Source organism: Streptomyces griseoaurantiacus, from assembly GCF_036189845.1.
In the GTDB taxonomy this organism is placed as follows: Bacteria; Actinomycetota; Actinomycetes; order Streptomycetales; family Streptomycetaceae; genus Streptomyces; species Streptomyces griseoaurantiacus.
The window spans coordinates 4,078,290-4,104,148 of the sequence record NZ_CP108326.1 but is presented as its reverse complement, the minus strand read 5'-3'; the positions used below and the strand labels follow the sequence as shown (position 1 = coordinate 4,104,148).

Below are 25,859 nucleotides of genomic sequence, written 5' to 3'. Positions count from 1 at the left end.
GAGGGGTGGGGTGGTGAGGAGGCGTTGGCGGGTGCGGGTCCGTGGGGCTGGGCGCGCGGTTCCCCGCGCCTCTTGGGGGGTGAAGGCGGCCGGAGGGGGGAAGGCGCCGTCGTCCGGTGGGGAAGGGGAAACACTCAGGCGGCGGGGGTGAGCCCCGCCGCCTGAGTGTTTGGGTGTCTGTCCTGTCAGTCCGTGCCGGACTCCATGGCCGCGCGGTCCAGGAGTTCGTCCTCCTCGGACACCTCGCCCCGGGAGGCGATCGCCTCGGCGCCGCCCGTCTGCATGGCGCCGATCAGCCCGGTCGCGGCCGCCTGGGCCGCGCCGATCAGCGCGGGGTGGTCCGCGCCGACCATGCCGATGCTCGCGTACTGCTCGAGCCGCGCCCGCGAGTCCGCGATGTCGAGGTTCCGCATCGTGAGCTGGCCGATCCGGTCCACCGGGCCGAACGCCGAGTCCTCGGTGCGCTCCATGGAGAGCTTGTCCGGGTGGTAGCTGAGCGCCGGGCCCCGCGTGTCGAGGACCGAGTAGTCCTCGCCGCGCCGCAGCCGCAGCGTGACCTCACCGGTCACCGCCGCGCCGACCCACCGCTGCAGCGACTCCCGCACCATCAGCGCCTGCGGGTCCAGCCACCGGCCCTCGTACATGAGCCGGCCGAGCCGCCGGCCCTCGTTGTGGTACGCGGCCACCGTGTCCTCGTTGTGGATGGCGTTGACCAGCCGCTCGTAGGCGATGTGCAGCAGCGCCATGCCGGGGGCCTCGTAGATGCCCCGGCTCTTGGCCTCGATGACCCGGTTCTCGATCTGGTCGGACATGCCGAGCCCGTGCCGGCCGCCGATCGCGTTGACCTCCATGACGAGGTCGACGGGGGAGGCGAACTCCTTGCCGTTGACCGTCACCGGGCGGCCCTGCTCGAAGCCGATCGTCACCTCCTCGGGGGCGATCTCCACCTCGGGGTCCCAGAACCGGACGCCCATGATGGGGTCGACGGTCTCGATGCCGGTGTCCAGGTGTTCCAGCGTCTTGGCCTCGTGCGTGGCGCCCCAGATGTTGGCGTCGGTCGAGTACGCCTTCTCCGTGCTGTCGCGGTAGGGCAGCCCGTGCGCGAGCAGCCACTCCGACATCTCCTTGCGCCCGCCGAGCTCGGTCACGAAGTCCGCGTCGAGCCAGGGCTTGTAGATGCGCAGGTGCGGGTTGGCGAGCAGGCCGTAGCGGTAGAACCGCTCGATGTCGTTGCCCTTGAAGGTGGAGCCGTCGCCCCAGATCTGGACGTCGTCCTCGAGCATCGCCCGGACCAGCAGGGTGCCGGTGACGGCGCGACCCAGCGGCGTGGTGTTGAAGTACGCGCGTCCGGCGGAGCGGATGTGGAACGCGCCGCAGGCGAGCGCGGCCAGGCCCTCCTCGACCAGCGCCGCGCGGCAGTCGACCAGGCGCGCGATCTCCGCACCGTACGACGTCGCACGGCTGGGCACCGAGGCGATGTCGGGCTCGTCGTACTGGCCGATGTCGGCGGTGTACGTGCAGGGCACGGCGCCCTTGTCACGCATCCACGCGACGGCGACCGACGTGTCGAGGCCGCCCGAGAAGGCGATACCGACGCGCTCGCCGGTGGGCAGGGAGGTGAGAACCTTGGACATAGCAAGAGTATGCACTGCTTCGCATTTTCATGCAATCCGGATCACCGCTCCCGCGCGGCGGAACGCCCGCGCCCGACGTCCGCTCCGAGGCCGCCGACGCCTCCCGCCTCCCGTCCGCGCAGGTCGTCGGCCCGTAGGTGGTGACAACCCCCGCACGCGCGCGGGGGACAGCACCGCCGCGATACGGGGATCAGCAGGCTGCCGCCCGGGACCGCCGGTCCACAGACTCGACGGCATGACGATTCCGACGGACAGCCGCCCCGCCCCCGGCCCACCCGTGCCCACCGGGACCGCATCCGGGACCGGCACCGGCGCCCACTCCGGCCAGGGCACCGACCCGGACACCGGTCCGGACACCGGCTCCGGTCCCGGCAGCGACTTCGCCCGCCTCTCCCGCCGCATCGCCGAGGCCGGCCTGATGGAGCGGCGCCCCGGCTACTACGCCCTGCGCCTGACCCTGGTCACCGCGGCCTTCGCGGCGGGCTGGGCCGCCTTCTTCGCACTCGGCGACACCTGGTGGCAGCTGACGGTGGCCGCCTTCCTGGCCTTCGTCTTCGGCCAGATCGCCCTGGTGGCCCACGACCTGGCGCACCGGCAGATCTTCCGGCGCCGTCGGCCGAGCGAGATCGGCGGCCGGCTGTTCGGCAACCTCGGCGTCGGCATGAGCTACGGCTGGTGGATGAACAAGCACACCCGCCACCACGCCAATCCCAACCACGAGGAACTGGACCCGGACGTCGCCCCGGACATCCTGGTCTGGTCCACCGACCAGGCCCGCTCCAGCCGGGGAATCGCGCGCTTCCTCGGCGGCCACCAGGCGCTGCTGTTCTTCCCGCTGCTGACGCTGGAGGGTTTCAACCTGCACGTCTCCAGTCTGCGCGCGCTGCGCTCCCCGTCGATGAGGCAGCGGCCGCTGGAGGCCGCCCTGCTCCTGCTGCACCTGACGGCGTTCCTGTCCGCGCTCTTCCTGGTGCTGTCGCCGGGCCGGGCGCTGGCGTTCCTCGCCGTGAACCAGTGCCTGTTCGGCGTCTACCTCGGCTGCGTCTTCGCCCCCAACCACAAGGGCATGCCGACGCTCACCGGCGAGGACCGGCCCGACTTCCTGCGCCGCCAGGTGCTGACCTCGCGCAATGTGCGCGGTGGCCGTTTCACCGATCTGATGCTCGGCGGCCTCAACTACCAGATCGAGCACCACCTGTTCCCGAGCATGCCGACACCGCACCTGCGCCGTGCCCGGCTCCTCGTTCGCGCCTACTGCGCCGAGATCGGCGTCCCGTACCACGAGACGGGTCTGCTGCGCTCGTACCGCGAGGCCCTGACCCATCTGCACCGGGTGGGCGAGCCGATCAGGCGGCAGCGCGGGAGGAAATGAGAGGAAGCGCGGGGCCCCCTCGGGGCGCGAGGGCGGGCGCGCGACTCACGCGTCCCGTCGCGCGCCCCCGAGTCCGTCGATCATCAGGCCCAGGGTGAAGTCGAAGCGGTCGGGGACGGTCCCGGCGGTGAGCTCGGCGGCGTGCCGCTTGGTGTGCGGGAAGGTGTCGGGCAGCGCGGCGAAGCGGCGCATCAGCTCCTCCCGCCCGACCACCCAGTGCTGCTCGCCCCCGGCGAGACGGCTGTTCACCATGGACACCTCGAGGCTGTACGCGTTGACGTAGAGCACGAGCGCGTCGAGGGCCCAGGCGGCGGCCCGCGGTTCGATGCCCCCGGCCAGCAGCAGGGCCAGCATCCCCTCGCTGACGCGGAGCGTGTCGAGGTTGGACGGGGCGGCGGCGAAGGCCGCGCGGGAGATGCCCGGGTAGCGCAGGTACTGGTCGCGGAGCTGGGTGCAGACGCCGATGAGCTGCCGCCGCCAGTCGGCGGGGTCGGGTTCGGGGAGGTCGATCCCGGCGCACAGCCGGCCGATGAGCAGTTCGTCCAGGTCCTCCTTGTTGACCACGTGGGCGTAGAGCGAGGACGGCCCCGTCTCCAGCGCGGCGGCCACGCGCCGCATGGTCAGGGCCTCGTAGCCCTCGCGCTCCACGATGCCGAACGCGGTGTCGATGATCGCGTCGACCGTGATCGGCCGCCTGCGCCCGCCGGGTCCCCGGCGGGCTCCCGAGGTGTTCGGCCCGGCGCCGAGCTGATGGCGTGCGGCGCGCCGTTCCTGCGGAGTCGGTGACATGACGGCAAGTCTACCCATCGAACGAACAGTGTTCCCACCCTCGAGGAACACTGTTCGCCTTGCCGCGAACACTGTTCTGGAGTAGAACGGTGTTCGTGACCACACCCCAAGCCTCTCCCCCGCAGGCCCCCACCCCCGACTCCCGCCCCGATGCCCGCCTCTCCGATGCCCGCCCCTCACGCGCCGCCTGGCTCGTCCTGGTCGTCGTGGTGCTGGCGGACCTCATGGACCTCATCGACTCGAGCATCGCCAACCTCGCCGGCCCGTCCATCCACGCCGACCTCGGCGGCGGCCAGGTCACGGTGCAGTGGGTGCTCAGCGCCTACACCGCGACCTTCGCCCTCGGCCTCGTCACCTCCGGGCGGCTCGGCGACCTGCTCGGCCGCCGGCGGCTCTTCCTGCTCGGCATGACCGGCTTCACCCTGACCTCACTGGCCTGCGGCCTCGCCCCGAACGCCACCTTCCTGATCGTCGCCCGGGCACTGCAGGGCCTGTGCGGATCGGTGATGATCCCGCAGGGCCTGGCCCTGGTGAAGGTCGTCTTCCCGCCCCAGCACCTGCGCAAGGCGCTGACCCCGGTCGGCCCGCTGATGGGGCTCACGATGGTGGGCGGCCCCGTCCTCGCCGGCTGGCTGCTCCACCTGAACCTGTTCGGCGCCGAATGGCGCTCCATCTTCCTGATCAACGTGCCCTTCGGTCTCGTCGCCGCCCTGCTCGGCAGCCGGGTCATGCCCCGCAGCGGCGGCGAGGACCCGGACGCCCGCCTCGACCTGACCGGCATCGGCCTGCTCACCGCGGCCTCGGCCCTGCTCGTCGTCCCCCTCATCCAGGGCCGCGAACTCGGCTGGCCCGTATGGACCTACGCGATGATGGCCGCCGGCCTGGTGCTGTTCGCGCTGTTCGCCGTCTCCCAGCGGCGCAGCCCCCACCCCGTCGTCGCGCCCACGCTGCTGCGCAAGCGGAGCTTCGTCGTCGGCCTGGTGATCGTCGCCGGGTTCTACGCCTCGCTCAGCGCCTTCGTACTGGTCGTCAACCTGATGCTGCAGCAGGGCATGCACTGGACCCCGCTGCGCACCGGCCTCACCCTGCTCCCCTGGGCCCTCGGCACCGCCGTCGCCGTGCTGCTCGCGGGCGCCGTACTCGCGGAGAAGCTGGGCCGGGCCGCGCTGCACCTGGGACTCTCCCTGGCCGTCCTCGGGCTGCTCGGCCTGTGGTGGTCCGTGGCCCACTGGGACACCGGCCTCACCGTCTGGACGCTGTCCCCGGCGCTGCTGCTCACCGGCTTCGGCTCGGGCCTGGTCTTCGTCCCGCTCACCGACTTCATCATCGGCGACGCCACCCCGGAGGAGGTCGGCACCGGGGCGGGCCTCCTCAACGCCGTCCAGCAGTTCGCCGGCGCGCTCGGCGTCGCCGCCCTCGGCACGGTGTTCTACGCCCGGGCCGGCCATCTGACCCCGCACTCGGGCCTCACCGCCGCCCAACTGGTGTTCGCCCTCGCCGCGGCCCTGAACCTGCTGACACTCTCCCTGGTGGGCCTCCTGCCCCGGCACTCCCAGCAGGCGCACGGCTGACCCCGCGCGAGAGCCGCGCCCCCCGCCTCGCCTTCCCTTTCTCTTCCCCTTTCCCTTCCCTTTCCCTCGACGGGACTCGTGCCGTGATATTCACCCTTCGAACCGCACGGCCCCGTCGGGAATGGCGCGGCGCGGGAAACAGCGAAAACATGAACCGTTTCTCGGACACCCGACGACATACGATCCGAACTGTGCGCGGAATTGCCCGGACAACTGCTCAGGAAATGCTCACCGTTACCGGAGGCCCCGCCGCCCGCACCGCAACGCGCGCCGTCCCAGGCCGATAGCATGGTTGACGGCCCGGACTCGCCGGACCGCGCTCGCCGAAGGAGAACCATCGTGTCTGCACCTCGTCCACCTGCTCTGGCCGGCTCTCTCGTCGTCGCGGCGGGGACGACGGCGGGCGAGGCGGTGAGTGCCGCGGGCCTGCCGGAGAGCGGTCCGACGGCGATCGTGGTGGTGCGGGACTCCGCGGGCCGGCTGCGGGACCTGGACTGGGTGCCGGAACTGGACACCAAGGTCACCCCCGTCGCCCTGGACGAGCCGGACGGCCTGAACGTGCTGCGGCACTCGACCGCGCACGTGCTGGCACAGGCGGTGCAGGACGTATTCCCGGAGGCGAAGCTCGGCATCGGCCCGCCGATCGAAAACGGCTTCTACTACGACTTCGACGTCGCCAAGCCGTTCCAGCCGGATGACCTGAAGCGGCTCGAAAAGCGCATGCAGGAAATCATCAAGCAGGGTCAGCGATTCCAGCGCCGCCGTTACGACTCCCTCGAGGACGCCAAGGACCAATTGGCGAAGGAGCCGTACAAGCTGGAATTGGTGGACCTCAAGGGCGAGGTGGACGCCGAGGAGGTCATGGAGGTCGGCGCCGGTGAACTCACCGCGTACGACAACCTCGACCCGAAGGACGGCCACCGCGTCTGGGGCGACCTGTGCCGCGGCCCGCACCTGCCCTCGACCCGGCACATCCCCGCCTTCAAGCTGATGCGCTCGGCGGCGGCCTACTGGCGGGGCAACGAGCGGAACCCGCAGCTGCAGCGGATCTACGGCACCGCGTGGCCGAGCCGTGACGAGCTGAAGGCGTACCTGAAGCTGCTGGAGGAGGCCTCGCGCCGCGACCACCGCAAGCTCGGCGCCGAACTCGACCTGTTCTCGTTCCCCGACGAGATCGGCTCCGGCCTCGCGGTCTTCCACCCCAAGGGCGGAATCGTCCGCCGGGAGATGGAGAACTACTCGCGCGTCAAGCACGAGGAGGCCGGCTACTCCTTCGTCAATTCCCCGCACATCACCAAGGGGAAGCTCTTCGAGACCTCCGGTCACCTGCCGTACTACGCGGACACCATGTTCCCGCCCATCGAGATGGAGGGCGCGGACTACTACCTCAAGCCGATGAACTGCCCCTTCCACAACTTGATCTTCAAGTCGCGGGGGCGCTCGTACCGGGAACTGCCGCTCCGGCTCTTCGAGTTCGGCACGGTGTACCGCTACGAGAAGTCGGGCGTGGTGCACGGACTGACCCGGGTCCGCGGTCTGACGATGGACGATTCGCACATCTACTGCACCCGGGAGCAGATGGCGGGCGAGCTGACCTCGCTGCTGCGCTTCGTGCTGGCGCTGCTGCGCGACTACGGTCTCGACGACTTCTACCTGGAGCTGTCCACCCGCGACGACTCGCCGAAGTTCATCGGCAGCGACGAGGACTGGGAGGAGGCCACCGAGGCGCTGCGCTCGGCGGCGGCCGAGTCCGGTCTCGAACTGGTGCCGGACCCGGGCGGCGCCGCCTTCTACGGCCCGAAGATCAGTGTGCAGGCGAAGGACGCGATCGGCCGGACCTGGCAGATGTCGACCATCCAGGTCGACTTCAACCAGCCGAAGCGCTTCGGGCTGGAGTACTCGGCGGCCAACGGCGGCCGGGAGCAGCCCGTCATGATCCACCGGGCGCTGTTCGGTTCGATCGAGCGGTTCTTCGGCGTGCTCACCGAGCACTACGCCGGCGCGTTCCCGGCCTGGCTGGCCCCGGTGCAGGTGGTCGGCATCCCGATCCGCGAGGACCACGCGGACTACCTCGCCGAGTTCGTCGCGAAGCTCAGGGAGCACGGCATCCGGGCCGAGGTCGACCACTCCGACGACCGGATGCAGAAGAAGATCCGCACGGCCCAGCAGCAGAAGATCCCCTTCATGGCGATCGCGGGCGACGACGACGTCAACGGCGGCACGGTGTCCTTCCGCTACCGGGACGGCTCGCAGCGCAACGGGGTCCCGCTGGAGGAGGCCGTGGCCCACGTGGTCGAGGTCGTCAGGTCCCGGACCAACACGGGGCCGTCGGCCGCCTGAGCCGGACCCTCGCGCGGAACGGCGGTGACACCGGGGGCGGGGCCGGGGCTGAGAGACGCCCCGGCCCCGCCCCCGGAACCGCTCCCCGCAGGCCGGCGTCCCTCCCCCCGGCCCACGAGATCGACCGCACCGCACACACCGCACCGCGATGCGCCGTGCCATGCTGTCCCGCGCTGGAGGACTCACCCATGACCGGTACCGCCGCCCGCTACCTCTACGTCACCCGCCACGGCGAGGCCTCGCCGGAGGAGACCGAGCTGACGGAGGCGGGCCGCCGCCAGGCCGCCCTGCTGGGCGAGCGGCTCCGAGGCGTTCCGCTGGCGGCTGTCCACCACGGGCCGCTCGCCCGCGCCGCCCAGACCGCCCGGCTGATCGGCGAACAGCTCGACGGCGTCCCCGTGCGGCCCTCCGCCGCCGCCGGCGACTACATCCCGTATCTGCCGACCCGTGAGGAACTCCCGCCCGAGACGGCCGACACCTGGCTCGGCTTCCTGGACCAGTTCACGGACCAGGAGCGCGAGGACGGCCCCCGGCTCGCGGCGGAGGCGCTCGCGGAATTCACCGGCACCGTCCCCGGCGGGGAACCGCGCCACGAACTCGTGGTCACCCACAACTTCCTCACCGGCTGGCTCGTCCGCGCCGCCCTCGACGCGCCGAGGTGGCGCTGGCTGGGCGTCAACCACGCCAACGCGGCCCTGACCGTCATCCGCTACGCCCCCGGCCGCCCCCCGGCACTCCTCCTCTTCAACGACACCGGCCACCTCCCGGCCGACCTCCGCTGGACGGGCTTCCCGCGGGAACTGCACGTCTGAGCGAGTACGACCTCCGCCGCACGAGAAAACCCCAGCTCGGACTGGATCCGGGCTGGGGTTTCGGTGGAGCCGCCTTCGGGATTCGAACCCGAGACCTACGCATTACGAGTGCGTTGCTCTGGCCATCTGAGCTAAGGCGGCGAGTCGGCCGTGCGCACCATGGTGCGATCAGCGACGACGGTAAGTCTACACAGTTTCCGGGGGTGCTCCGCACCGCCCCCGGGGCCGGGGCACGGGGGGGGCGGTGGGGGTCGGCGAGGTGGTCAGGTGCAGCGTTTGCCGTCGGCCGGCGGGGTGCCGCGGAGCAGGTAGGTGTTGATCGCGGAGTCGATGCAGCGGCTGCCGCGGTTGTACGCCGTGTGGCCGTCGCCCTCGTAGGTGAGGAGGCGGCCGGAGGAGAGCTGCCCGGCCAGGGACTTCGCCCAGCGGTAGGGGGTGGCCGGGTCCCGGGTGGTGCCGACGACCACGATCGGCGCCGCACCCTTCGCCTCGATGCGGTGGGGCTTGCCCGTCGGCTTCACCGGCCAGTACGCGCAGGTCAGTGACGCCCAGGCCAGGCTCGGACCGAACACCGGGGAGGCCTTCTCGAAGGCCGGGAGCGACTTGTCCACCTCTGTGGTGGACCGTGCGGCGGGGGGCAGGTCGAGGCAGTTCACGGCGGCGTTGGCGTACATCAGGTTGGTGTAGTGGCCCTCGGCGTCGCGTTCGTAGTAGCTGTCGGAGAGGGCGAGGAGCCCGGCGCCGTCCTTGTCCTTCATCGCGGAGGTGAGCGCCTGGCGGAGCTGGGCCCAGGCGGCCTCGTCGTACATCGCGGCGATGACGCCCGTGGTGGCGAGGGACTCGCCGAGCCTGCGGCCGTCCGCGTCGCCCGTGGCGAGCGGCTTCGCGTCGACCTGCCGGAAGAACGCCTCCAGGCGGTCGCCGGCCTGCGCCGGGGTGGTGCGCGCGGTGCCGAGAGGACAGTCGGAGCGGTGTACGCAGTCCTTGGCGAAGGACTGGAACGCCGTTTCGAATCCGGCCGTCTGGTCCTCGTTGAGCCTGCGCGCGGACAGGGAGGGGTCCATCGCGCCGTCCAGGACGAGGCGGCCGACGCGATCGGGGAAGAGGCCCGCGTACGTCGCGCCGAGGAAGGTGCCGTACGAGGCGCCCACGTAGTTCAGCTTCCGGTCGCCCAGCGCCGCGCGGACGATGTCCATGTCGCGTGCCGCCTCGACCGTCGAGACGTGCCGCAGCAGCTTCGGCGCGCGCTTGCCGCAGCCCTTCGCGAACTTCTTGTACTCGTCGACGAGCCCGGTGGTCTCCTTCCGGTCGTCGGGGGTGGCGTCCGTCTGCGTGTACGCGTCCATCTGCCGGTCGGTGAGGCATTCGACCGGCTCGCTGCGGGCCACGCCGCGCGGGTCGACGGCCACCATGTCGTAGCGGGCGCGGACGGAGGCCGGGTAGCCGATGCCCGCGAACTGCTGGAGGTAGCCGACCGCCGAGCCGCCCGGGCCGCCCGGGTTGACCAGCAGCGAGCCGAGGCGTTTGCCCGGGCCGGTCGCCCTCTTCCGGGCCACCGCGAGCCGGACGTCACCGGCGGAGGGCTTGGCGTAGTCCAGCGGCGCCTTGACCGTGGCGCACTGGAACCCCGGCACACCGCACGCCCGCCAGGCCGGCTTCTGGTCGTAGTACGAGGTCAGCGCGGCGGGGGTGGACCGGGGCAGCGCGGCCAGGGCGGCCGGCGCCGCCTGCGCCGTGGAGGGCACGGCGGGCGTCGCCGAGTGCCCGGCGGAGCAGGCGGCGGAGAACAGCAGGGCGAGCGCGGCGGCCACCGGGGTGCCACGGAAGAGGATCCGGCGTCGGGAGGAGCCGGGGCCGGGCAGTGGGGTGCGGGGTGCGGGAGAGCGCCTGAGGTGCATCCCGCGAGCGTAACCGTGCGTCGCCGATTGCTCACGAAGGGCAGTGAACGATCCCCTTTCGGGTGAGGCCGTCAACGCGCGCCCGCGGCGGCGTCGGGGGCCTCAGCCCGCGCGCAGCGCCATCGTCATCGCCTCCACCGCGAGCAGCGGGGCCACGTTGCGGTCGAGCGCCTCCCGGCAGGCGGCGATCGCCTCGATGCGGCGCAGCGTGGCCTCCGGCGTGCTGTCGCGGGCGATCCGCTCCAGCGCGTCCTCGGCGTCCGTGTTGGCCAGGGCGAGCCGGGTGCCCAGCTGGAGGGCCAGGACGTCGCGGTAGAAACCGGTGAGGTCGAGCAGGGCGACGTCGAGGCTGTCGCGCTGGACGCGTCTCCTGCGGCGCTTCTGGTCGTCCTCCAGTTCCTTCATCACGCCCGCGGTGCCGCGCGGCAGCCGGCCGCCCTGGGCCGCGCCGAGCGCCGCCTTCAGCTCCTCGGTCTCCTTGGCCTCGCGCTCCTCGGCGAGCTGCTTGGAGTCCTCGGCGGCCGCGTCGACCAGTTCCTGGGCCGCCCTGAGGCAGCCGCCGACGTCACCGAGGCGGAGCGGCAGTTTGAGCACGGTCGCGCGGCGGGCGCGGGCCCGCTCGTCGGTGGCGAGGCGGCGGGCGTTGTCCACGTGGCCCTGGGTGGCGCGGGCGGCGGCATGGGCGAGTTCCGGCTCGACGCCGTCCCGCCGGATCAGCAGGTCCGCGACGGCCTCCACCGGGGGCGTCCGCAGGTTCACGTGGCGGCAGCGCGAGCGGATGGTGGGCAGGACGTCCTCGACGGAGGGCGCGCAGAGCAGCCAGACCGTGCGGGAGGCGGGCTCCTCGACGGCCTTCAGGACCGCGTTGGCCGACTGCTCGTTCAGGCGTTCGGCGTCCTCGACGAGGATCACCTGCCAGCGGCCGTTCGCCGGTGAGGTGAACGACTTGCGGACGGTGTCGCGCATGTCGGCGGCGCGGATCTGGGCGCCCACGGCGGCCACCGAGCTGACGTCGGCGTGCGTGCCGATCAGGGCGGTGTGGCAGCCCTCGCAGAAGCCGCAGCCGGGGGTGCCGCCGAGCGCGCGGTCGGGGCTGACGCACTGCAGGGCGGCGGCGAAGGCGCGGGCCGCCTGGTTACGGCCGGCGCCGGGCGGGCCGGTGAACAGCCAGGCGTGCGTCATGCTCGACGCCTCGGGGGGCGGCGCGCCCGTCGCCGCGGCGGTGACGAACGCGTCGGCGTCGCGGGCGGCGGCGGCGAGCTGGGCGCTCAACCGCTCCTGGCCGACGAGGTCGTCCCATACGGGCACGGGCCGCCGCCTTTCGGGTCGTACGGAGGCTGTCGGTTCCCATTGTGCGGGTGGGCACCGACAACGGGAGGCGGGGGGAGCCCGTACCGGCCCCCGGCCGCCTGCCGCGCGGGCCGCCTCCTACGCCCTCACGACCTGCGCCTGCCGCCGCCGTTGTCCTCGTCCTCCCGCGGGCCGAGGAGTTCGTCGGCCAGGGTGGGGAGGTCGTCGAGCGGGGTCTCCTCGGCCCAGTCCGGACGGCGTCGGTTGCGGCGGCCCCGGCGGGGGGCCGGTTCCTCGGCGGGTACCTGGGGGAGCTCGCGGGTGCGGTCCTCCAGGCCGTCGGGGCGCGGTGCGGCGGGCTCGTCGCGGAAGTAGCCGGGCGGGACCCGGTCCGCGGGGTCCTGGTCACCGTGATCACCACGGTCACCGCCGTCGTCACCGTCGAGGTCCCGCACCGGCGGCAGCACCGCCGTCTCGTCCGCGTCCGGCGTCACCGCCGGGAGGACGGTCGTCTCGTCGGCGTCCGCGTCGTCCGTGGTGCCCGTCTCCGGGATCTGCGGGCGGGGCATCTGCGTGGTCGTCTCGGAGTCGGGACCCTCTGAACCCGCTGAGCCCTCGGGACCCTCGGGAGTCACCGGGGGGAGCACCGCCGTCTCGTCCGCGGCGTCGCCCGCGGTCTCGGCCGGGTTCGCCGTCGGGGCCGACGCGGCCGTCGCCGCGGCCGCCCTGGCGCGCTCCTCCGCCGCCCGCGCGTTCCTCGCCGCCGTCTCGGCCGCCGCGGCGGCGGCCGCCGCCTCCGCGGCCCGGCGGGCCTCCTCCGCCCGCAGCAGCGCGGCCTCGGCCTTGCGCTGCTTCTCCAGGCGCCGTTCCTCGGCCTCGGCGCGCAGCCGGGCCTCCTCCTCGGCCTCCCGGCGCAGCCGCTCCTCCTCGGCCTTGCGCCGGGCCTCCTCCTCGGCGCGCGCCTTCTCCTCCGCGAGCAGCCGGGCCTTCTCCTCCTCGGCCCTGCGGCGCGCCTCCTCGGCCCGCTGCCGGGCCTCCTCGGCCTGCCGTTCGGCCTCGCGCCGCTGGGCCTCCTCCAGCTCCCGGCGCTTGCGCTCCTCCTCCTCGGCACGGAGCTTGGCGAGCTGCTCCTGCCGCTCGCGCTCCAGACGCTCCTCCTCCGCCTTGCGGCGCGCCTCTTCCTCCGCCTTGCGCCGGGCCTCCTCCTCGGCCTTGCGGCGCGCCTCCTCCCGGGCCTTCACCTCGGCCTCGGAGAGCGGCAGCATCCGGTCGAGCCGGTGCCGGACGGCCGTGGTGACCGCCTCCGGCTCCTGGCCTCCGTCGACGACCAGGTAGCGCCCGGGGTCGGCGGCGGCGAGCGTGAGGAATCCGGCGCGCACGCGGGCGTGGAACTCGGCGGGCTCGGACTCCAGCCGGTCGGGCGCCTCCGTGAACCGCTCGCGCGCGGCCTGCGGGTCGACGTCGAGCAGCACGGTCAGGTGCGGCACGAGGCCGTTGGTCGCCCAGCGGGAGATGCGGGCGATCTCCGTCGGGGACAGGTCGCGCCCCGCGCCCTGGTAGGCGACGGAGGAGTCGATGTACCGGTCGGAGATGACGACCGCGCCGCGTTCCAGGGCGGGCCGTACGACGGTGTCCACGTGCTCCGCGCGGTCCGCCGCGTAGAGCAGGGCCTCCGCGCGGTGCGAGAGGCCGGCGCTGGAGACGTCCAGCAGGATCGAGCGCAGCCGCTTGCCGACCGGGGTCGCGCCCGGCTCGTGGGTGAGGACCACCTCGTGGCCCTTGGCGCGGATCCACTCGGCGAGCGCCTCCGCCTGCGTCGACTTCCCGGCGCCGTCGCCGCCCTCCAGGGCGAGGAAGAAACCGTTCGTCGCGGGGGCCTGCACGGGGTCGTCCCCGCCGCGCAGGGCGTCCCGCAGGTCGAGCCGGAGGGGGACCCCGGAGCGGTCGTCGACCTTGGCGAGGACCAGGGCGGCCACCGGCAGCAGCAGGGCGCCGACCAGCATCAGGGTGAAGGCGGCGCCGCCGTGCGCGAAGACGAACTTGCCGTTGACCAGCCGGTGCGGGCCGATGCCGGCGGCGACCACCGGGCCGAGCAGCGCGCCCAGCGCGAGGAAAACGCGGACGACGGCGTGCAGGTGTTCGGTCGTACGGGCTCGGCGCTGGTCCTCGGTCTCCTGGTCGAGCAGGGTGTGCCCGGTGTTCGCGGCGACGCCGGCGGCGGTGCCGGCCAGGGCGAGGAGCAGCAGGACCGTGGTGTCGTCCGGGACCAGCCCGGCGGCCAGCAGCGCCAGCCCGGTGAGGGCGATCGCCAGCGCGAGCAGACGGCGCCGGGACAGCGCGGGCAGCAGCCCGGGCGCGGTACGGATGCCGATCACGACACCGCCGGTCACGGCGAGCACCTGGAGCCCGTAGAGCACGGGTCCGCCGCCGAGGTCGGCGGCGTGCAGCACGCTCACGCCGACGGCGGCCGCGATCGCGCCCGCGACGGAGGCGCAGGCCAGGACGAGCAACGTCAGCACGCCGGTGCGGCCCTTGTCGGGGACCACGCTGTTGTCGGGCCCCGCGGCCACCCGCGGGCGGCGCAGCCCCTCCAGCGGCGAGCGGGGACGCGGGGTGCGGGTGTCCGGCAGTTCCAGGGCGGTCAGCAGGGAGAGCGCGGCCGCGAACAGGCCCGCGGCGACGTAGGAGGCCAGCGCCGCCTGGTGCTGGGCGAACCATTCGATGCCCGCGCCCAGCAGGTTGTTGAGCAGCCCGGCGAGGACCAGCGTGGCCGCGGCCACCGGCACGGACACGAAGCCCGTGCGCAGGGACAACCGGCGCAGCGCGTCCATGTGGTCGGGCAGCGGGCGCACCGAGGCGCCCTCCGGCGGGGGCGGCGGGAGCAGCGCGGGCGCCGCGCTCTCCCTGCACACCGTCCACAACCGCTCGGCGAGCCCGGTGACGAAGGCGGTCACCAGGAGCAGCAGGAGCGCGTTGTCCGCGGTCCAGTCGATCCACAGGGGGGCGACGATCAGCAGCGCGGCCCGCAGCCCGTCGGCGCCGACCATGGTCCAGCGGCGGTCGAGCGGACCGTCCGGCGCGGTGAGCTTGCCGAGCGGGTCGAGCAGTACGGCGCCGAAGAGAAGCGTCGCGAGGACGCGTGCGCCGAGGACGCAGGCGACGGCGAAGGCCACCCCGTGGTAGCCGCCGCCGAGGGAGCCGCGTACGGCCGCCGCCTGGAAGACCAGCACGATCAGGACGAGCAGCCCCAGGGCGTCCCCGACCCCGCCGACGAGCTGCGCGCTCCACAGCCGCCTGAGCTGGGGCCTGCGCAAGAGCGCCCGCACGGCGCGCTCGCGGGAGTCGGCGACCAGGGCGTCGTCGGCACCGTCCACGCTGCCAGGGGCCTGGGAATTCGTACGGGGGGCCGTTGGCTGCTCGGCTCGCGTCATGCGTTCAGACTATCGGCAGGCGCCGACACCTCGAAGCAACCACCCGAACGTACGCACGGCCTTCGCATTTACATACCTTCGTATGCGAGGAACGCCCAGCGGAGGCACGGCTCCTGACGAGACGTCGGTCGTCTTCCGTACCGCACGCGGAAGATCCGCCCGGGCGTGGCGCCGGGGCGGGCCCGCGCGCCGGCGACGGCCGAAGCGACAGCCGGTGAGCCAGGAAGAACAGGAAGAAGGGGCCGGGCGCATCGCCCGGCCCCTCCACCGTTCCGCTCGGCTGCCCTACTCGGCCGGGGCCGTCTTCTTCGCAGTCGTCTTCTTCGCGGCGGTCTTCTTCGCCGTCGTCGTCTTGGCGGCCGTCTTCTTGGCGGTGGCCTTCTTGGCGGGTGCCTTCTTCGCCGCCTTCTTGGCGGTCTTCTTGGCCGGCCCCTTCGCCCGCTTCTCCGCCAGCAGCTCGTACCCGCGCTCCGGAGTGATCTCCTCGACGCTGTCGCCGGAGCGCAGCGTCGCGTTGGTCTCCCCGTCGGTGACGTAGGGCCCGAAGCGGCCGTCCTTGACCACGACCGGCTTTCCGCTGACCGGGTCCTCGCCCAGCTCCTTCAGCGGCGGCTTCGCCGCGGCCCGGCCACGCTGCTTGGGCTGGGCGTAGATCGCCAGCGCCTCCTCCAGCGTGATCGTGAAGAGCTGCTCCTCGGCCTGCAGGGAGCGCGAGTCGGTGCCCTTCTTCAGGTACGGGCCGTAGCGGCCGTTCTGCGCGGTGATCTCCTGGCCCTCGGCGTCGGTGCCGACGACCCGGGGCAGCGACATCAGCTTCAGCGCGTCGTCCAGGGTGACGGTGTCCAGCGACATCGACTTGAACAGCGAGGCCGTGCGCGGCTTGACGGCGTTCTTGCCGGTCTTCGGGGTGCCCTCGGGGAGCACCTCGGTGACGTAGGGGCCGTAGCGGCCTGCCTTGGCGACGATCGGGCGGCCGGTCGACGGGTCGGTGCCCAGCTCGAAGTCGCCGCTCGGCTTGGCGAGCAGTTCCTCCGCGTACTCCACGTCGAGCTCGTCGGGTGCGAGATCGTCGGGGATGTCGGCGTGCTGGTACTGCTCGGAGTCCTTCTCGCCGCGCTCGATGTACGGGCCGTACCGGCCGACCCGGAGCACGATGCCGTTGCCGATGGGGAACGAGGACACCTCGCGGGCGTCGATCGCGCCCAGGTCGGTCACCAGTTCCTTGAGGCCGCCGAGGTGGTCCCCGTCGCCGTTGCCCGCCGCGGCCGCGCTGGCGGCACCGGCAGCGCTGTCGGCACCCTCCGCGCCGTCCTCGACTTCTCCGAAGTAGAAGCGCCGCAGCCACGGCACCGCGCGTGCCTCGCCGCGGGCGATGCGGTCGAGGTCGTCCTCCATGCGTGCGGTGAAGTCGTAGTCGACCAGCCGGCCGAAGTGCTTCTCCAGCAGGTTGACCACGGCGAACGACAGGAAGGACGGCACCAGGGCCGTGCCCTTCTTGAAGACGTAGCCGCGATCCAGGATGGTCCCGATGATCGACGCGTACGTGGACGGGCGGCCGATCTCGCGCTCTTCGAGCTCCTTGACCAGGCTCGCCTCGGTGTAGCGGGCCGGGGGCTTCGTCGCGTGCCCGTCGACCGTGATCTCCTCGGCGCCCAGCGCGTCGCCCTCGGCGACCTGCGGCAGCCGCCGCTCGCGGTCGTCCAGCTCGGCGTTCGGGTCGTCGGCACCCTCGACGTACGCCTTGAGGAAGCCGTGGAAAGTGATCGTCTTGCCGGAGGCGGTGAACTCGGCGTCCCGCCCGTCGGCGGCCGTGCCGCCGATGCGCACGGTGACGCTGTTCCCCGTCGCGTCCTTCATCTGCGAGGCGACGGTCCGCTTCCAGATCAGCTCGTAGAGGCGGAACTGGTCGCCGCTCAGGCCGGTCTCGGCGGGCGTGCGGAAGCGGTCGCCCGAGGGACGGATCGCCTCGTGCGCCTCCTGGGCGTTCTTGACCTTGCCGGCGTACGTGCGCGGGCGCTCCGGGAGGTAGTCGGCCCCGTAGAGCTGGGTGACCTGGGCGCGGGCGGCGGCCACGGCGGTGTCCGACAGCGTCGTGGAGTCCGTACGCATGTAGGTGATGTAGCCGTTCTCGTACAGCTTCTGCGCGACCTGCATGGTGGCCTTGGCGCCGAAGCCGAGCTTGCGGCTCGCCTCCTGCTGCAGCGTCGTCGTACGGAACGGGGCGTACGGCGAGCGGCGGTAGGGCTTGGACTCGACGGAGCGGACGGCGAAGCGGGTGTTCTCCAGGGCGGCGGCCAGGGCGCGGGCGTTCGCCTCGTCCAGGTGCAGGACCTGCCCGCTCTTCACCTGCCCCAGGGAGTCGAAGTCGCGGCCCTGCGCGACCCGGCGTCCGTCGACACTGGCCAGGCGGGCCACGAGCGAGGACGGGTCGGAGGGGTCACCGGCGCGGCCGGTGGAGAAGGTGCCCGTCAGGTCCCAGTACTCGGCGGAGCGGAAGGCGATCCGCTCGCGTTCCCGTTCGACGACGAGCCGGGTGGCGACGGACTGGACGCGGCCCGCCGAGAGCCGCGGCATGACCTTCTTCCACAGCACCGGCGAGACCTCGTAGCCGTACAGGCGGTCGAGGATGCGGCGGGTCTCCTGGGCGTCGACCAGCTTCTGGTTGAGCTCGCGCGGGGTGCGCACGGCCTGCTGGATCGCGTCCTTGGTGATCTCGTGGAAGACCATCCGGTGCACCGGGATCTTCGGCTTCAGCACTTCCTGGAGGTGCCACGCGATGGCCTCGCCCTCGCGGTCCTCATCGGTGGCGAGGAAGAGTTCGTCGGACTCGCGCAGCAGCTCCTTGAGCTTCTTGACCTGCTGCTTCTTGTCCGCGTTGACCACGTAGACGGGCTGGAAGTCGTGCTCGACGTCCACGCCGAGGCGGCGCACCTCGCCGGTGTACTTCTCCGGCACCTCCGCGGCACCGTTGGGAAGGTCGCGGATGTGCCCGACGCTCGCCTCGACGGTGTAGCCGGGGCCCAGGTAGCCCTTGATCGTCTTCGCCTTGGCAGGCGACTCGACGATGACGAGTCGGCGGCCGCCCTGTGCGGTCTCGCTGGTCGGGGACAACTTCGCTCTTCTCTCCGGTCGGCGCAGTGGGGCTCCATCTCCCGGGCCACTGCCCGGGGGGTGGGTCGTCATGGTGACGCTGCGGAGTGTGACGGTACCTCCCGCCCCCGTGTCAAACGGGAAAAGCCCGCAACGGCCACTCGAACGGTAACCCGACTCGTGCTATTCCTGCCGCCCGGAGTGGGTGACGGCCCGGCGTGGTCGAAGCGGAGCAGCCTTTCCCACTTGCCCGGCGCCCCTTGTCCGGGCCCTTCCGGCCCTCGGACGAGGGAGCCCGCCCCCGGCGCTCGGGGCAATGCGCACGGTGGCGTAGCCGGTGGTACGTACGGCGGCGTACGCAGGAAGGACGCACGCCGTGGTGCGCGCCGGTCGGCTCACCACCGCGTGAGGCGCGGGACCGCGAGCGGGGCCGCTCTCACCGCACCGGGCACCGGACCGCTCACCACCGCGTGAGGCACCACGCCGCCGCCGCGAGCGCGCCGATTCCGCTGAGGACCGCGAGGGTCGTGGATGCGACGGGACTCACACCGTCGGCGATCGCCTCGCCACGTCTGCGCCGCACGACGGTCCAGCTCAGCAGGCCGCTCCCGAACAGAGCGAACACCGTCCCCGCGAACACCGCCGGTCCGCTCTCCATGCCCCGCTCCCCTGCCGTCCCGCCGCCCACGTCCGGGCCGCGCCCGCCGGGCCACCCGGCCCGGCGAGGCGAGGCTGACAGGCGGGGAGGACGGAGGACCGGCGGACGGGCGAACCGGGGGTGAACACGGGGCGGCCGGGAGCGGTGCACCGGCACGGCGGAGGGCGGGAGGGCGCACCGGGCGGGCGGCGCCGGACGCGCGCAGGCCCGGGGGGGCCGCCGCGAGGGGCGATGCCGGGCGCCCACGGGACGGTGACGTCCTCGTCCGGAACGGTTCGCCGCACGCCGGCCGTACCGGCCGCCCACGGGACCGGACGGGCCGCCGTCGCCCGAGGGCGAGCCCCCGTCAGCTCGCCGGTTCGAGGAAGCCCTGCTCCACCAGGAGCCGGATCTGCGCGGGCGTCCGGTCCCGCAGCGCGACCGGGTCCTCGCCGACGAGCTGGGCGATGGCGTCCAGAATGCGTCCCGCGCTCAGCGTGCCGTCGCACACCCCGGCGAAGCCCGCGCCGACCGTGTCCACGGTGGTGGCTCGGCGCATGCCGCGGTACTGGCGCAGCACCACGTGCTCCGGGTCCTCCGCGCCGGGCAGCCCGACCTGCTCCTGGACGACCTCGGCGGCCAGCCGGAAGTGCCCGGCGAGCAGCGCCGCGTCGTCGTGCGCCCGCAGGAAGTCGACCCGGTCGAAGTGCGCCCGCACGACGTCCCCGAGCGGCTGTTCGACGGAATGCGGCCACTCCTCCACGATCACCGAGGGTTCCGGGGCCTCCGACCGGCGCAGGGTGATCCAGCCGAAGCCGACCGCCTTCACCTTGCGCGCCTCGAACGCGTCGAGCCACGCGTCGTAGCGCGACTGGTACCGGGCCGTGTCGTCGCGGTGGTCCCCCGCGTCGCGCAGCCACAGTTCGGCGTACTGGGTGACGTCCTGCACCTCGCGCTGGACGATCCACGCGTCGCAGCCGCGCGGCACCCACGAGCGCAGCCGCTCCTGCCAGTCCTCCCCCTCCACGTGCTGCCAATTGGCCAGGAACTGGGCGAACCCGCCCGGGTTCAGCCGGCCCCCCGCCTGCTGAACGAGCGTGCGGCACAGATCGTCCCCGGCCATGCCGCCGTCGCGGTAGGTGAGCCGGGCGTCGGGCGAGATGACGAACGGCGGGTTGGACACGATCAGGTCGTACGTCTCCTCCTCCGGGACCGGCTCGAACAGGGAGCCCTCGCGCAGATCGGCGGCGGGCGCCCCGGAGAGGGCGAGGGTGAGCGCGGTGATGTGCAGCGCACGCGGGTTGACGTCCGTCGCGGTCACCCGCGTGGCGTGCCGGGAGGCGTGCAGCGCCTGGATGCCGGAGCCGGTGCCGAGGTCGAGCGCGGCGCCCACGGGTGTGCGGACGGTGAGCCCGGCCAGCGTCGTCGAGGCGCCGCCCACGCCGAGCACCACGGACTCCTGACGGCTGCCGATGCCGCCCGCGCCGCCGACCGCGCAACCGAGGTCGGAGACGATGAACCAGTCGTCGCCGTCGGCCCCGCCGTACGGCCGCACGTCGACGGTGGCGGCGACCTCGTCTGCGCGGTCGGCGGCGCGGGTCAGCCAGCCGGCCTCCACGCAGGCCTCGACGGGCAGCGCCGCCGCCACGCGCGCGAGGGGCACGGGCTGCTGCAGCAGGAACAGCCGGACGAGTGCCTCCAGCGGGGTGTCGCCCCGGGTGGCCCGCAGCGCCGGGACCACCTCACTGCGGGCGAGGGCGGCGTAGGCCGGGGCGCCGAGGAGTTCGAGCAGCCCGTCGGCGGTGAAGGAGGCCGCCCGCAGCGCGTCCCGCAACGCGGCGGTGACGTCGAGGCGGTCGGTGGACGGCAGGGGGGCCGAGGCGGCCGGAGGGGCCGGGTGGGAGGTGCTCACGCCCCCATTGTGGCCCGCACGCCCACCCCTGCGCCCGCCCCCGCGCCCACCTGCACACCGCCCTGGATGACCACTCCCGCCCGGCCTGCGCCGAGGGCCTGCCCGACGAGAAGGCCGCCACCCGCGGCGGCTTCCTGCGACGGGCAACTGACTGGTTCGCCCAACAGGGCGTCACCGTCGGACGGATCCTGACGGACGACGCCCGGGCCCGCCGCAAGGGCCCGGCCCGGAAAGCCGCCCTCCCGAAACTCGGCGCGACCGGCAAGCTCACACGCGCCGCACTCGACGGACACCCACCCCATCAGCCGTGTGAACAACCCTGCGGGTCACTACACCTAGGCCGCCGAGGACGTCGCCGTGGCGGACTTGCAGCTCGGCTGCTTCGCCATGGCCTTGCCGACGTCGCCCTCCTCCAGATCCTTCAGGGCGTCGCTGCCGCTCTTGCTCAGTTTCTCCAGCTGGGTCGCCACGTCCTTGAGCCCGGAGGCGAACTTCGCCTGGTCCTTGGTGTCGAGGTCCTCGGTCTGCTTCTTCAGGTCGGCGTAGGAGGACGACAGGTTGTTGAGCTCCTTGACCGCGTTGGTCTTCTTCGTCTCGCCCTTGTCGACGTTCGGCGGCGCCCCCGCCTTCTGCACGGCCTGCGCCATCGCCTTGTAGGCGTCGGAGATGTCCTGGAAGGCCTGGGAGTCCGTCTTCTGGACGTCGGCCGGCGTGCTGTTGTCCGACGTCTCCTTCTGGATCGCGGTGTTCGCGGCCTCGATCTTCTTCGCCTGCGGCTGGACGCCGTCGCAGACCTTCGCGGCCCAGGCGTCCAGTTCCTTGCTCTTGTCGTCGTCCCCGCCGCAGCCCGTGAGCACCACTGCAAGTACCGCACCGCCGGACAGTGCGGCAGCGAGCTTCTTGTTCACCGGTTTGGTCCCTTCCATGGCTTCCGGCCCCGGAACATACACGCCGGAGGCGAGGCGACCGGACGCCGGACCGCCCTTATGTACCCCGGTGAAGCCATTTGCACCAAGGCGCCCGCCGGAAGCGAGAGAAGGCTCACGAACCGGCGCGCACGCCCGTGCGAACGGCGGACGGGTCGTCAGCCCGCGCCCGCACGGGGAGCGGAGGGCACCTCGGCGAGCGTCCACGTACGGACGGACGGCGCGTCAGCGGGCGCGCACGAGGGGCGGACGGCACGTCAGCACGTGCCGTCCGCCCCTGTGGAGTGTGGCCGCCCACCGCTCGCGGCCTCGGGTGCCGTCTCCTAGGACACCACCGCGGGATTCGTCGTCTCGCTCACGCGTTCGGCGTGCTCGTCCTCGTCGCCGACCGCGATGCCGCGCCGCTTGGAGACGTAGACCGCGACGACGATCACCAGCAGCGACAACAGGGCGACGACGATCCGTACACCGATGTTCTTGTCGTCGCCGTAGGAGAACTTGATGACGGCGGGCGCGATGAGCAGCGCGACCAGGTTCATCACCTTCAGCAACGGGTTGATCGCCGGGCCCGCGGTGTCCTTGAACGGGTCCCCGACGGTGTCGCCGATGACCGTGGCGGCGTGCGCCTCGCTGCCCTTGCCGCCGTGGTGACCGTCCTCGACGAGCTTCTTGGCGTTGTCCCACGCGCCACCGGAATTGGCCAGGAAGACGGCCATCAGCGTGCCGGCTCCGATCGCGCCCGCGAGGAACGCGCCCAGCGCGCCCACCCCGAGCGTGAACCCGATGAAGATGGGCGCCATGACGGCGAGGAGCCCCGGCGTGGCGAGCTCCCGCAGGGCGTCCTTGGTGCAGATGTCGACGACCTTGCCGTACTCCGGGGTCTCCGTGTAGTTCATGATCCCGGGCTTCTCCCGGAACTGGCGCCGCACCTCGTAGACCACCGCGCCCGCCGAGCGCGAGACCGCGTTGATCGCCAGTCCCGAGAACAGGAAGACGACCGCCGCGCCCGCGATGAGGCCGACGAGGTTGTTCGGCTGCGAGATGTCCATCATCAGGCTCATCGGCGCGCCCGCCCCGGACAGCTTCTCGCCGACGTCCTGCGCGCCCGTGGTGATCGCGTCGCGGTACGAGCCGAACAGCGCGGAGGCGGCGAGGACGGCGGTCGCGATGGCGATGCCCTTGGTGATGGCCTTGGTGGTGTTGCCGACCGCGTCCAGGTTGGTGAGCACCTGGGCGCCCGCGCCCTCGACGTCGCCGGACATCTCGGCGATGCCCTGCGCGTTGTCGGAGACCGGACCGAAGGTGTCCATGGCGACGATCACACCGACCGTGGTGAGCAGGCCCGTGCCCGCGAGCGCCACCGCGAACAGCGCCAGCATGATCGAGGTGCCGCCGAGCAGGAACGCCCCGTAGACCCCGAGTCCGATCAGCAGGGCGGTGTAGACGGCCGATTCCAGGCCGATGGAGATGCCGGCGAGGACCACGGTGGCCGGGCCGGTCAGCGAGCTCTTGCCGATGTCCCGCACGGGACGCCGGGTGGTCTCGGTGAAGTAACCGGTGAGCTGCTGGATGAGGGCCGCGAGCACGATGCCGATGGCCACGGCGATGAGCGCGAGGATCCGCGGGTCGCCGCTCTTCCCGGCGATCGCCGCCTCACCGATGCCGTCCAGCTCGCCGTACGTCCCCGGCAGGTAGGCGTAGACCGCCGCCGCCACGAGCACCAGCGAGATGACCGCGGAGATGAAGAAGCCGCGGTTGATGGCGCTCATGCCGCTGCGGTCGGCCCGGCGCGGGGCGACCGCGAAGATGCCGATCATGGCGGTGAGGACGCCGATCGCGGGCACGATCAGCGGGAACGCGAGCCCGGCGTCGCCGAAGGCGGCCTTGCCGAGGATCAGCGCGGCCACGAGCGTGACGGCGTACGACTCGAACAGGTCGGCCGCCATGCCCGCGCAGTCGCCGACGTTGTCGCCCACGTTGTCGGCGATGGTCGCGGCATTGCGGGGGTCGTCCTCCGGAATGCCCTGTTCCACCTTGCCGACCAGGTCGGCGCCGACGTCGGCGGCCTTGGTGAAGATGCCGCCGCCCACGCGCATGAACATCGCGATGAGCGCCGCGCCGAGGCCGAAGCCCTCCAGCACCTTCGGCGCGTCGGCGGCGTAGACCAGCACCACGCAGGAGGCGCCCAGCAGACCGAGCCCCACCGTGAACATGCCGACGACGCCGCCCGTGCGGAATGCGATCTTCATGGCCTTGTGCGAGACGGCAGTGAGATCCTTTTCCGGTTCTCCGGCCGCCGGTGTCGCCTCCCGCGCCGCCGCGGCGACCCGCACATTGCTCCGTACGGCGAGCCACATGCCGATATACCCGGTGGCGGCCGAGAACGCCGCGCCGATCAGGAAGAACACCGATCGTCCGGCGCGCTGATTCCAGTCGTCCGCGGGCAGCAGCATGAGCAGGAAGAACACGATCACGGCGAATACGCCGAGCGTGCGCAACTGCCGGGCCAGATAGGCGTTGGCGCCCTCCTGCACCGCTGCCGCGATCTTCTTCATGCTGTCGGTGCCCTCGCCCGCCCGGAGCACCTGGCGGACCAGGACTCCGGCGACCACGAGCGCCGCGAGCGCGACGATGCCGATGAAGATGACGATCAAACGATTGTCGTCGGTCAGCACCGCACCGGCGAGGTGGTTGGGGTGGTCGAACTGCTGAGGGGTAGAAAGCCCCGCCATTCGTCCTCCTTGACGCTTGGGCTGAGCTCAAGATGTGGACGGATTGTAGGTAGCGGAACCTGATCTAAACAGTGTGCGGTAAACGGAATCGGTCTTGGTTCGCCGATGTTCGTCCATCGGAATGATCTCCGGCGGCGCCCCGGCCTACTCGAATGAGGTAATGCCCCAAAACCATTGACCGTGGATTTCACCGGATTGCCGCGTGATCGAATGATCACCACAATGGCGGGACGCGGCGGGCGGGGAATTGCTCGTGAATTACTTCACGCATTCGGCGGACCCGCCCGGAGCTGGGGCGGAACCGCGGCCATGCCAGGAACCGACGCCGGGGGCCGACACCGGGGTCGGCGCCGGGGGCCGGCACCGAGAGGACTCATGACGCCCTCCCGAGGCCCTCCCCAGGCCCTCCCAAGGCGTCACGAAGGCGAACCCCATGAGGGAGGGCCCCGCCGGAGCGGGGCCCTCCCTCATGGGGCAATGGGTTCTTCCGAGACTCGGGGAACGGCGCGCCGCTCAGGGCAGCAGCGTGGTGGGCTCCGGTGTGGTGGGCCAGGTCATCCTGATCCGCCCGCCATGCTCCCCCGCGGTCACCTCGACGTCGTCGACGAGCCCGCTGATGACCGCGAGGCCCATGTCGTCGTCCTCGCTGTCGGAATCGGGATCGTCCGCGCCGGACGTGCCCGGGATGCGCTCCACGGGCGACGTGCTGTCCGGGGCCTCGTCGCCGACCTCGATGGAGAACTGCTTCTCCTCCTCGACCAGCACCACATGCACCGGCGCCTGCACGCCGCTGGTGCGGTGCAGCCCGACAGCCCGCGAACAGGCCTCGCCGACGGCGAGCCGGACCTCGTCGAGAACGGCCTCGTCCACCCCGGCCCTGCGCGCCACCGCCGCCGCCACCAACCTGGCGGTCCTGACGTGCTCGGGCAGCGCGCTGAAGCGGAGCTCAACGGTGGCCATGCGTCCCCCTCGGAACTGGGCGTGCTCTCGGGGGGCCGGGCCACTGCGGCCCCGGCCCTCCGCTTCGATCTGCCGTCCGGGCACGGGGCCCGGCGACGGTGTCAGTCGGTGGCCGCCACCGCTTCGTCGACCGAGGTGTGAATGGGGAACACCTTGGTGAGACCGGTGATACGGAAGATCTTCAGGATGCGCTCCTGGTTGCACACGAGGCGCAACGAGCCCTCATGGGCACGCACCCGCTTCAGACCACCGACCAGTACGCCGAGCCCGGTGGAGTCGAGGAAGTCCACGCCCTCCATGTCGACGACGAGGTGGAAACTCCCGTCGTTCACCAGCTCGACCAGCTGCTCGCGCAGCTTGGGCGCGGTGTATACGTCGATTTCGCCACCGACCTCGACGACCGTACGATCGCCGACGGTACGGGTCGACAGGGACAGGTCCACGGATCCTCCAGCACCTTGCTAT

General features: G+C 72.3%; 16 protein-coding genes and 1 tRNA gene. 4 read left to right on the top strand and 13 right to left on the bottom strand.

Translation table 11 applies throughout. The annotated features are described in order from the left end of the window. Positions 1–185 precede the first annotated feature (185 nt). Positions 186–1,634 (bottom strand): argininosuccinate synthase, encoded by a 1,449-nt coding sequence (gene argG, locus OHB09_RS18290; RefSeq protein WP_006142065.1) that lies wholly within the window; start codon positions 1,632–1,634, stop codon positions 186–188. A 235-nt stretch (positions 1,635–1,869) separates the two neighbouring features. Between argG and OHB09_RS18285 the strand changes: the two genes are divergently transcribed. Next, positions 1,870–3,006 carry a fatty acid desaturase family protein gene (locus OHB09_RS18285; RefSeq protein ID WP_191852540.1) on the top strand — a complete coding sequence of 379 codons (1,137 nt, stop codon included), beginning with the start codon at positions 1,870–1,872 and terminating at the stop codon, positions 3,004–3,006. A 45-nt stretch (positions 3,007–3,051) separates the two neighbouring features. Here OHB09_RS18285 and OHB09_RS18280 read toward each other — a convergent pair whose 3' ends face one another. Continuing rightward, positions 3,052–3,795 (bottom strand): TetR/AcrR family transcriptional regulator, encoded by a 744-nt coding sequence (locus OHB09_RS18280; protein WP_006142063.1) that lies wholly within the window; start codon positions 3,793–3,795, stop codon positions 3,052–3,054. Positions 3,796–3,890: 95 nt separating this feature from the next. Between OHB09_RS18280 and OHB09_RS18275 the strand changes: the two genes are divergently transcribed. From OHB09_RS18275 to OHB09_RS18265, 3 genes are all read left to right on the top strand, one after another. Further along, positions 3,891–5,366 (top strand): MFS transporter, encoded by a 1,476-nt coding sequence (locus OHB09_RS18275; RefSeq protein ID WP_309486353.1) that lies wholly within the window; start codon positions 3,891–3,893, stop codon positions 5,364–5,366. A 339-nt stretch (positions 5,367–5,705) separates the two neighbouring features. After that, positions 5,706–7,706 carry a threonine--tRNA ligase gene (gene thrS / locus OHB09_RS18270; protein WP_006142061.1) on the top strand — a complete coding sequence of 667 codons (2,001 nt, stop codon included), beginning with the start codon at positions 5,706–5,708 and terminating at the stop codon, positions 7,704–7,706. 188 nt (positions 7,707–7,894) lie between these two features. Continuing rightward, positions 7,895–8,518 (top strand): histidine phosphatase family protein, encoded by a 624-nt coding sequence (locus OHB09_RS18265; protein ID WP_328922258.1) that lies wholly within the window; start codon positions 7,895–7,897, stop codon positions 8,516–8,518. Positions 8,519–8,582: 64 nt separating this feature from the next. Here the strand turns inward: OHB09_RS18265 and OHB09_RS18260 are convergent. The 11 genes from OHB09_RS18260 to bldG form a co-directional block, all read right to left on the bottom strand. After that, positions 8,583–8,659 (bottom strand) — tRNA-Thr (locus OHB09_RS18260). A gap of 122 nt (positions 8,660–8,781) precedes the next feature. Continuing rightward, positions 8,782–10,416, bottom strand: a complete 1,635-nt coding sequence (locus OHB09_RS18255; protein ID WP_328922257.1) for an alpha/beta hydrolase — start codon at positions 10,414–10,416, stop codon at positions 8,782–8,784. A gap of 102 nt (positions 10,417–10,518) precedes the next feature. Then, positions 10,519–11,724 carry a DNA polymerase III subunit delta' gene (locus tag OHB09_RS18250; RefSeq protein ID WP_093597001.1) on the bottom strand — a complete coding sequence of 402 codons (1,206 nt, stop codon included), beginning with the start codon at positions 11,722–11,724 and terminating at the stop codon, positions 10,519–10,521. 128 nt (positions 11,725–11,852) lie between these two features. Then, positions 11,853–15,137 carry a dTMP kinase gene (tmk, locus tag OHB09_RS18245; protein ID WP_328922256.1) on the bottom strand — a complete coding sequence of 1,095 codons (3,285 nt, stop codon included), beginning with the start codon at positions 15,135–15,137 and terminating at the stop codon, positions 11,853–11,855. Positions 15,138–15,422: 285 nt separating this feature from the next. After that, positions 15,423–18,248 (bottom strand): type I DNA topoisomerase, encoded by a 2,826-nt coding sequence (gene topA, locus OHB09_RS18240; RefSeq protein WP_328728803.1) that lies wholly within the window; start codon positions 18,246–18,248, stop codon positions 15,423–15,425. Positions 18,249–18,687: 439 nt separating this feature from the next. Further along, positions 18,688–18,885, bottom strand: a complete 198-nt coding sequence (locus OHB09_RS18235) for a hypothetical protein (protein ID WP_006142053.1) — start codon at positions 18,883–18,885, stop codon at positions 18,688–18,690. 346 nt (positions 18,886–19,231) lie between these two features. After that, the gene (locus OHB09_RS18230) at positions 19,232–20,776 is read right to left on the bottom strand and encodes a class I SAM-dependent methyltransferase (protein ID WP_328922255.1); all 1,545 of its coding nucleotides are present in this window, start codon (positions 20,774–20,776) and stop codon (positions 19,232–19,234) included. 335 nt (positions 20,777–21,111) lie between these two features. Further along, entirely contained in the window at positions 21,112–21,702 is a 591-nt protein-coding gene (locus OHB09_RS18225; RefSeq protein WP_040896151.1) for a hypothetical protein, read from the bottom strand. Positions 21,703–22,025: 323 nt separating this feature from the next. Continuing rightward, entirely contained in the window at positions 22,026–24,434 is a 2,409-nt protein-coding gene (locus tag OHB09_RS18220) for a sodium-translocating pyrophosphatase (RefSeq protein WP_006142050.1), read from the bottom strand. A gap of 513 nt (positions 24,435–24,947) precedes the next feature. Beyond that, positions 24,948–25,394 carry an ATP-binding protein gene (locus OHB09_RS18215; protein WP_006142049.1) on the bottom strand — a complete coding sequence of 149 codons (447 nt, stop codon included), beginning with the start codon at positions 25,392–25,394 and terminating at the stop codon, positions 24,948–24,950. A 101-nt stretch (positions 25,395–25,495) separates the two neighbouring features. Continuing rightward, on the bottom strand, positions 25,496–25,837 hold the full coding sequence (gene bldG, locus OHB09_RS18210; protein ID WP_005475923.1) for an anti-sigma factor antagonist BldG: 342 nt from the start codon (positions 25,835–25,837) through the stop codon (positions 25,496–25,498). Between the last annotated feature and the right edge of the window lie 22 nt (positions 25,838–25,859).

Bases quoted from the DNA above. Each gene is read 5' to 3' on its own strand.
- argG (WP_006142065.1), bottom strand. From the start codon at position 1,634: ATGTCCAAGGTTCTCACCTCCCTGCCCACCGGCGAGCGCGTCGGTATC.
- OHB09_RS18285 (WP_191852540.1), top strand. From the start codon at position 1,870: ATGACGATTCCGACGGACAGCCGCCCCGCCCCCGGCCCACCCGTGCCC.
- OHB09_RS18280 (WP_006142063.1), bottom strand. From the start codon at position 3,795: ATGTCACCGACTCCGCAGGAACGGCGCGCCGCACGCCATCAGCTCGGC.
- OHB09_RS18265 (WP_328922258.1), top strand. From the start codon at position 7,895: ATGACCGGTACCGCCGCCCGCTACCTCTACGTCACCCGCCACGGCGAG.
- OHB09_RS18255 (WP_328922257.1), bottom strand. From the start codon at position 10,416: ATGCACCTCAGGCGCTCTCCCGCACCCCGCACCCCACTGCCCGGCCCC.
- tmk (WP_328922256.1), bottom strand. From the start codon at position 15,137: ATGACGCGAGCCGAGCAGCCAACGGCCCCCCGTACGAATTCCCAGGCC.
- OHB09_RS18235 (WP_006142053.1), bottom strand. From the start codon at position 18,885: ATGGAGAGCGGACCGGCGGTGTTCGCGGGGACGGTGTTCGCTCTGTTC.
- OHB09_RS18225 (WP_040896151.1), bottom strand. From the start codon at position 21,702: ATGGAAGGGACCAAACCGGTGAACAAGAAGCTCGCTGCCGCACTGTCC.
- OHB09_RS18220 (WP_006142050.1), bottom strand. From the start codon at position 24,434: ATGGCGGGGCTTTCTACCCCTCAGCAGTTCGACCACCCCAACCACCTC.
- OHB09_RS18215 (WP_006142049.1), bottom strand. From the start codon at position 25,394: ATGGCCACCGTTGAGCTCCGCTTCAGCGCGCTGCCCGAGCACGTCAGG.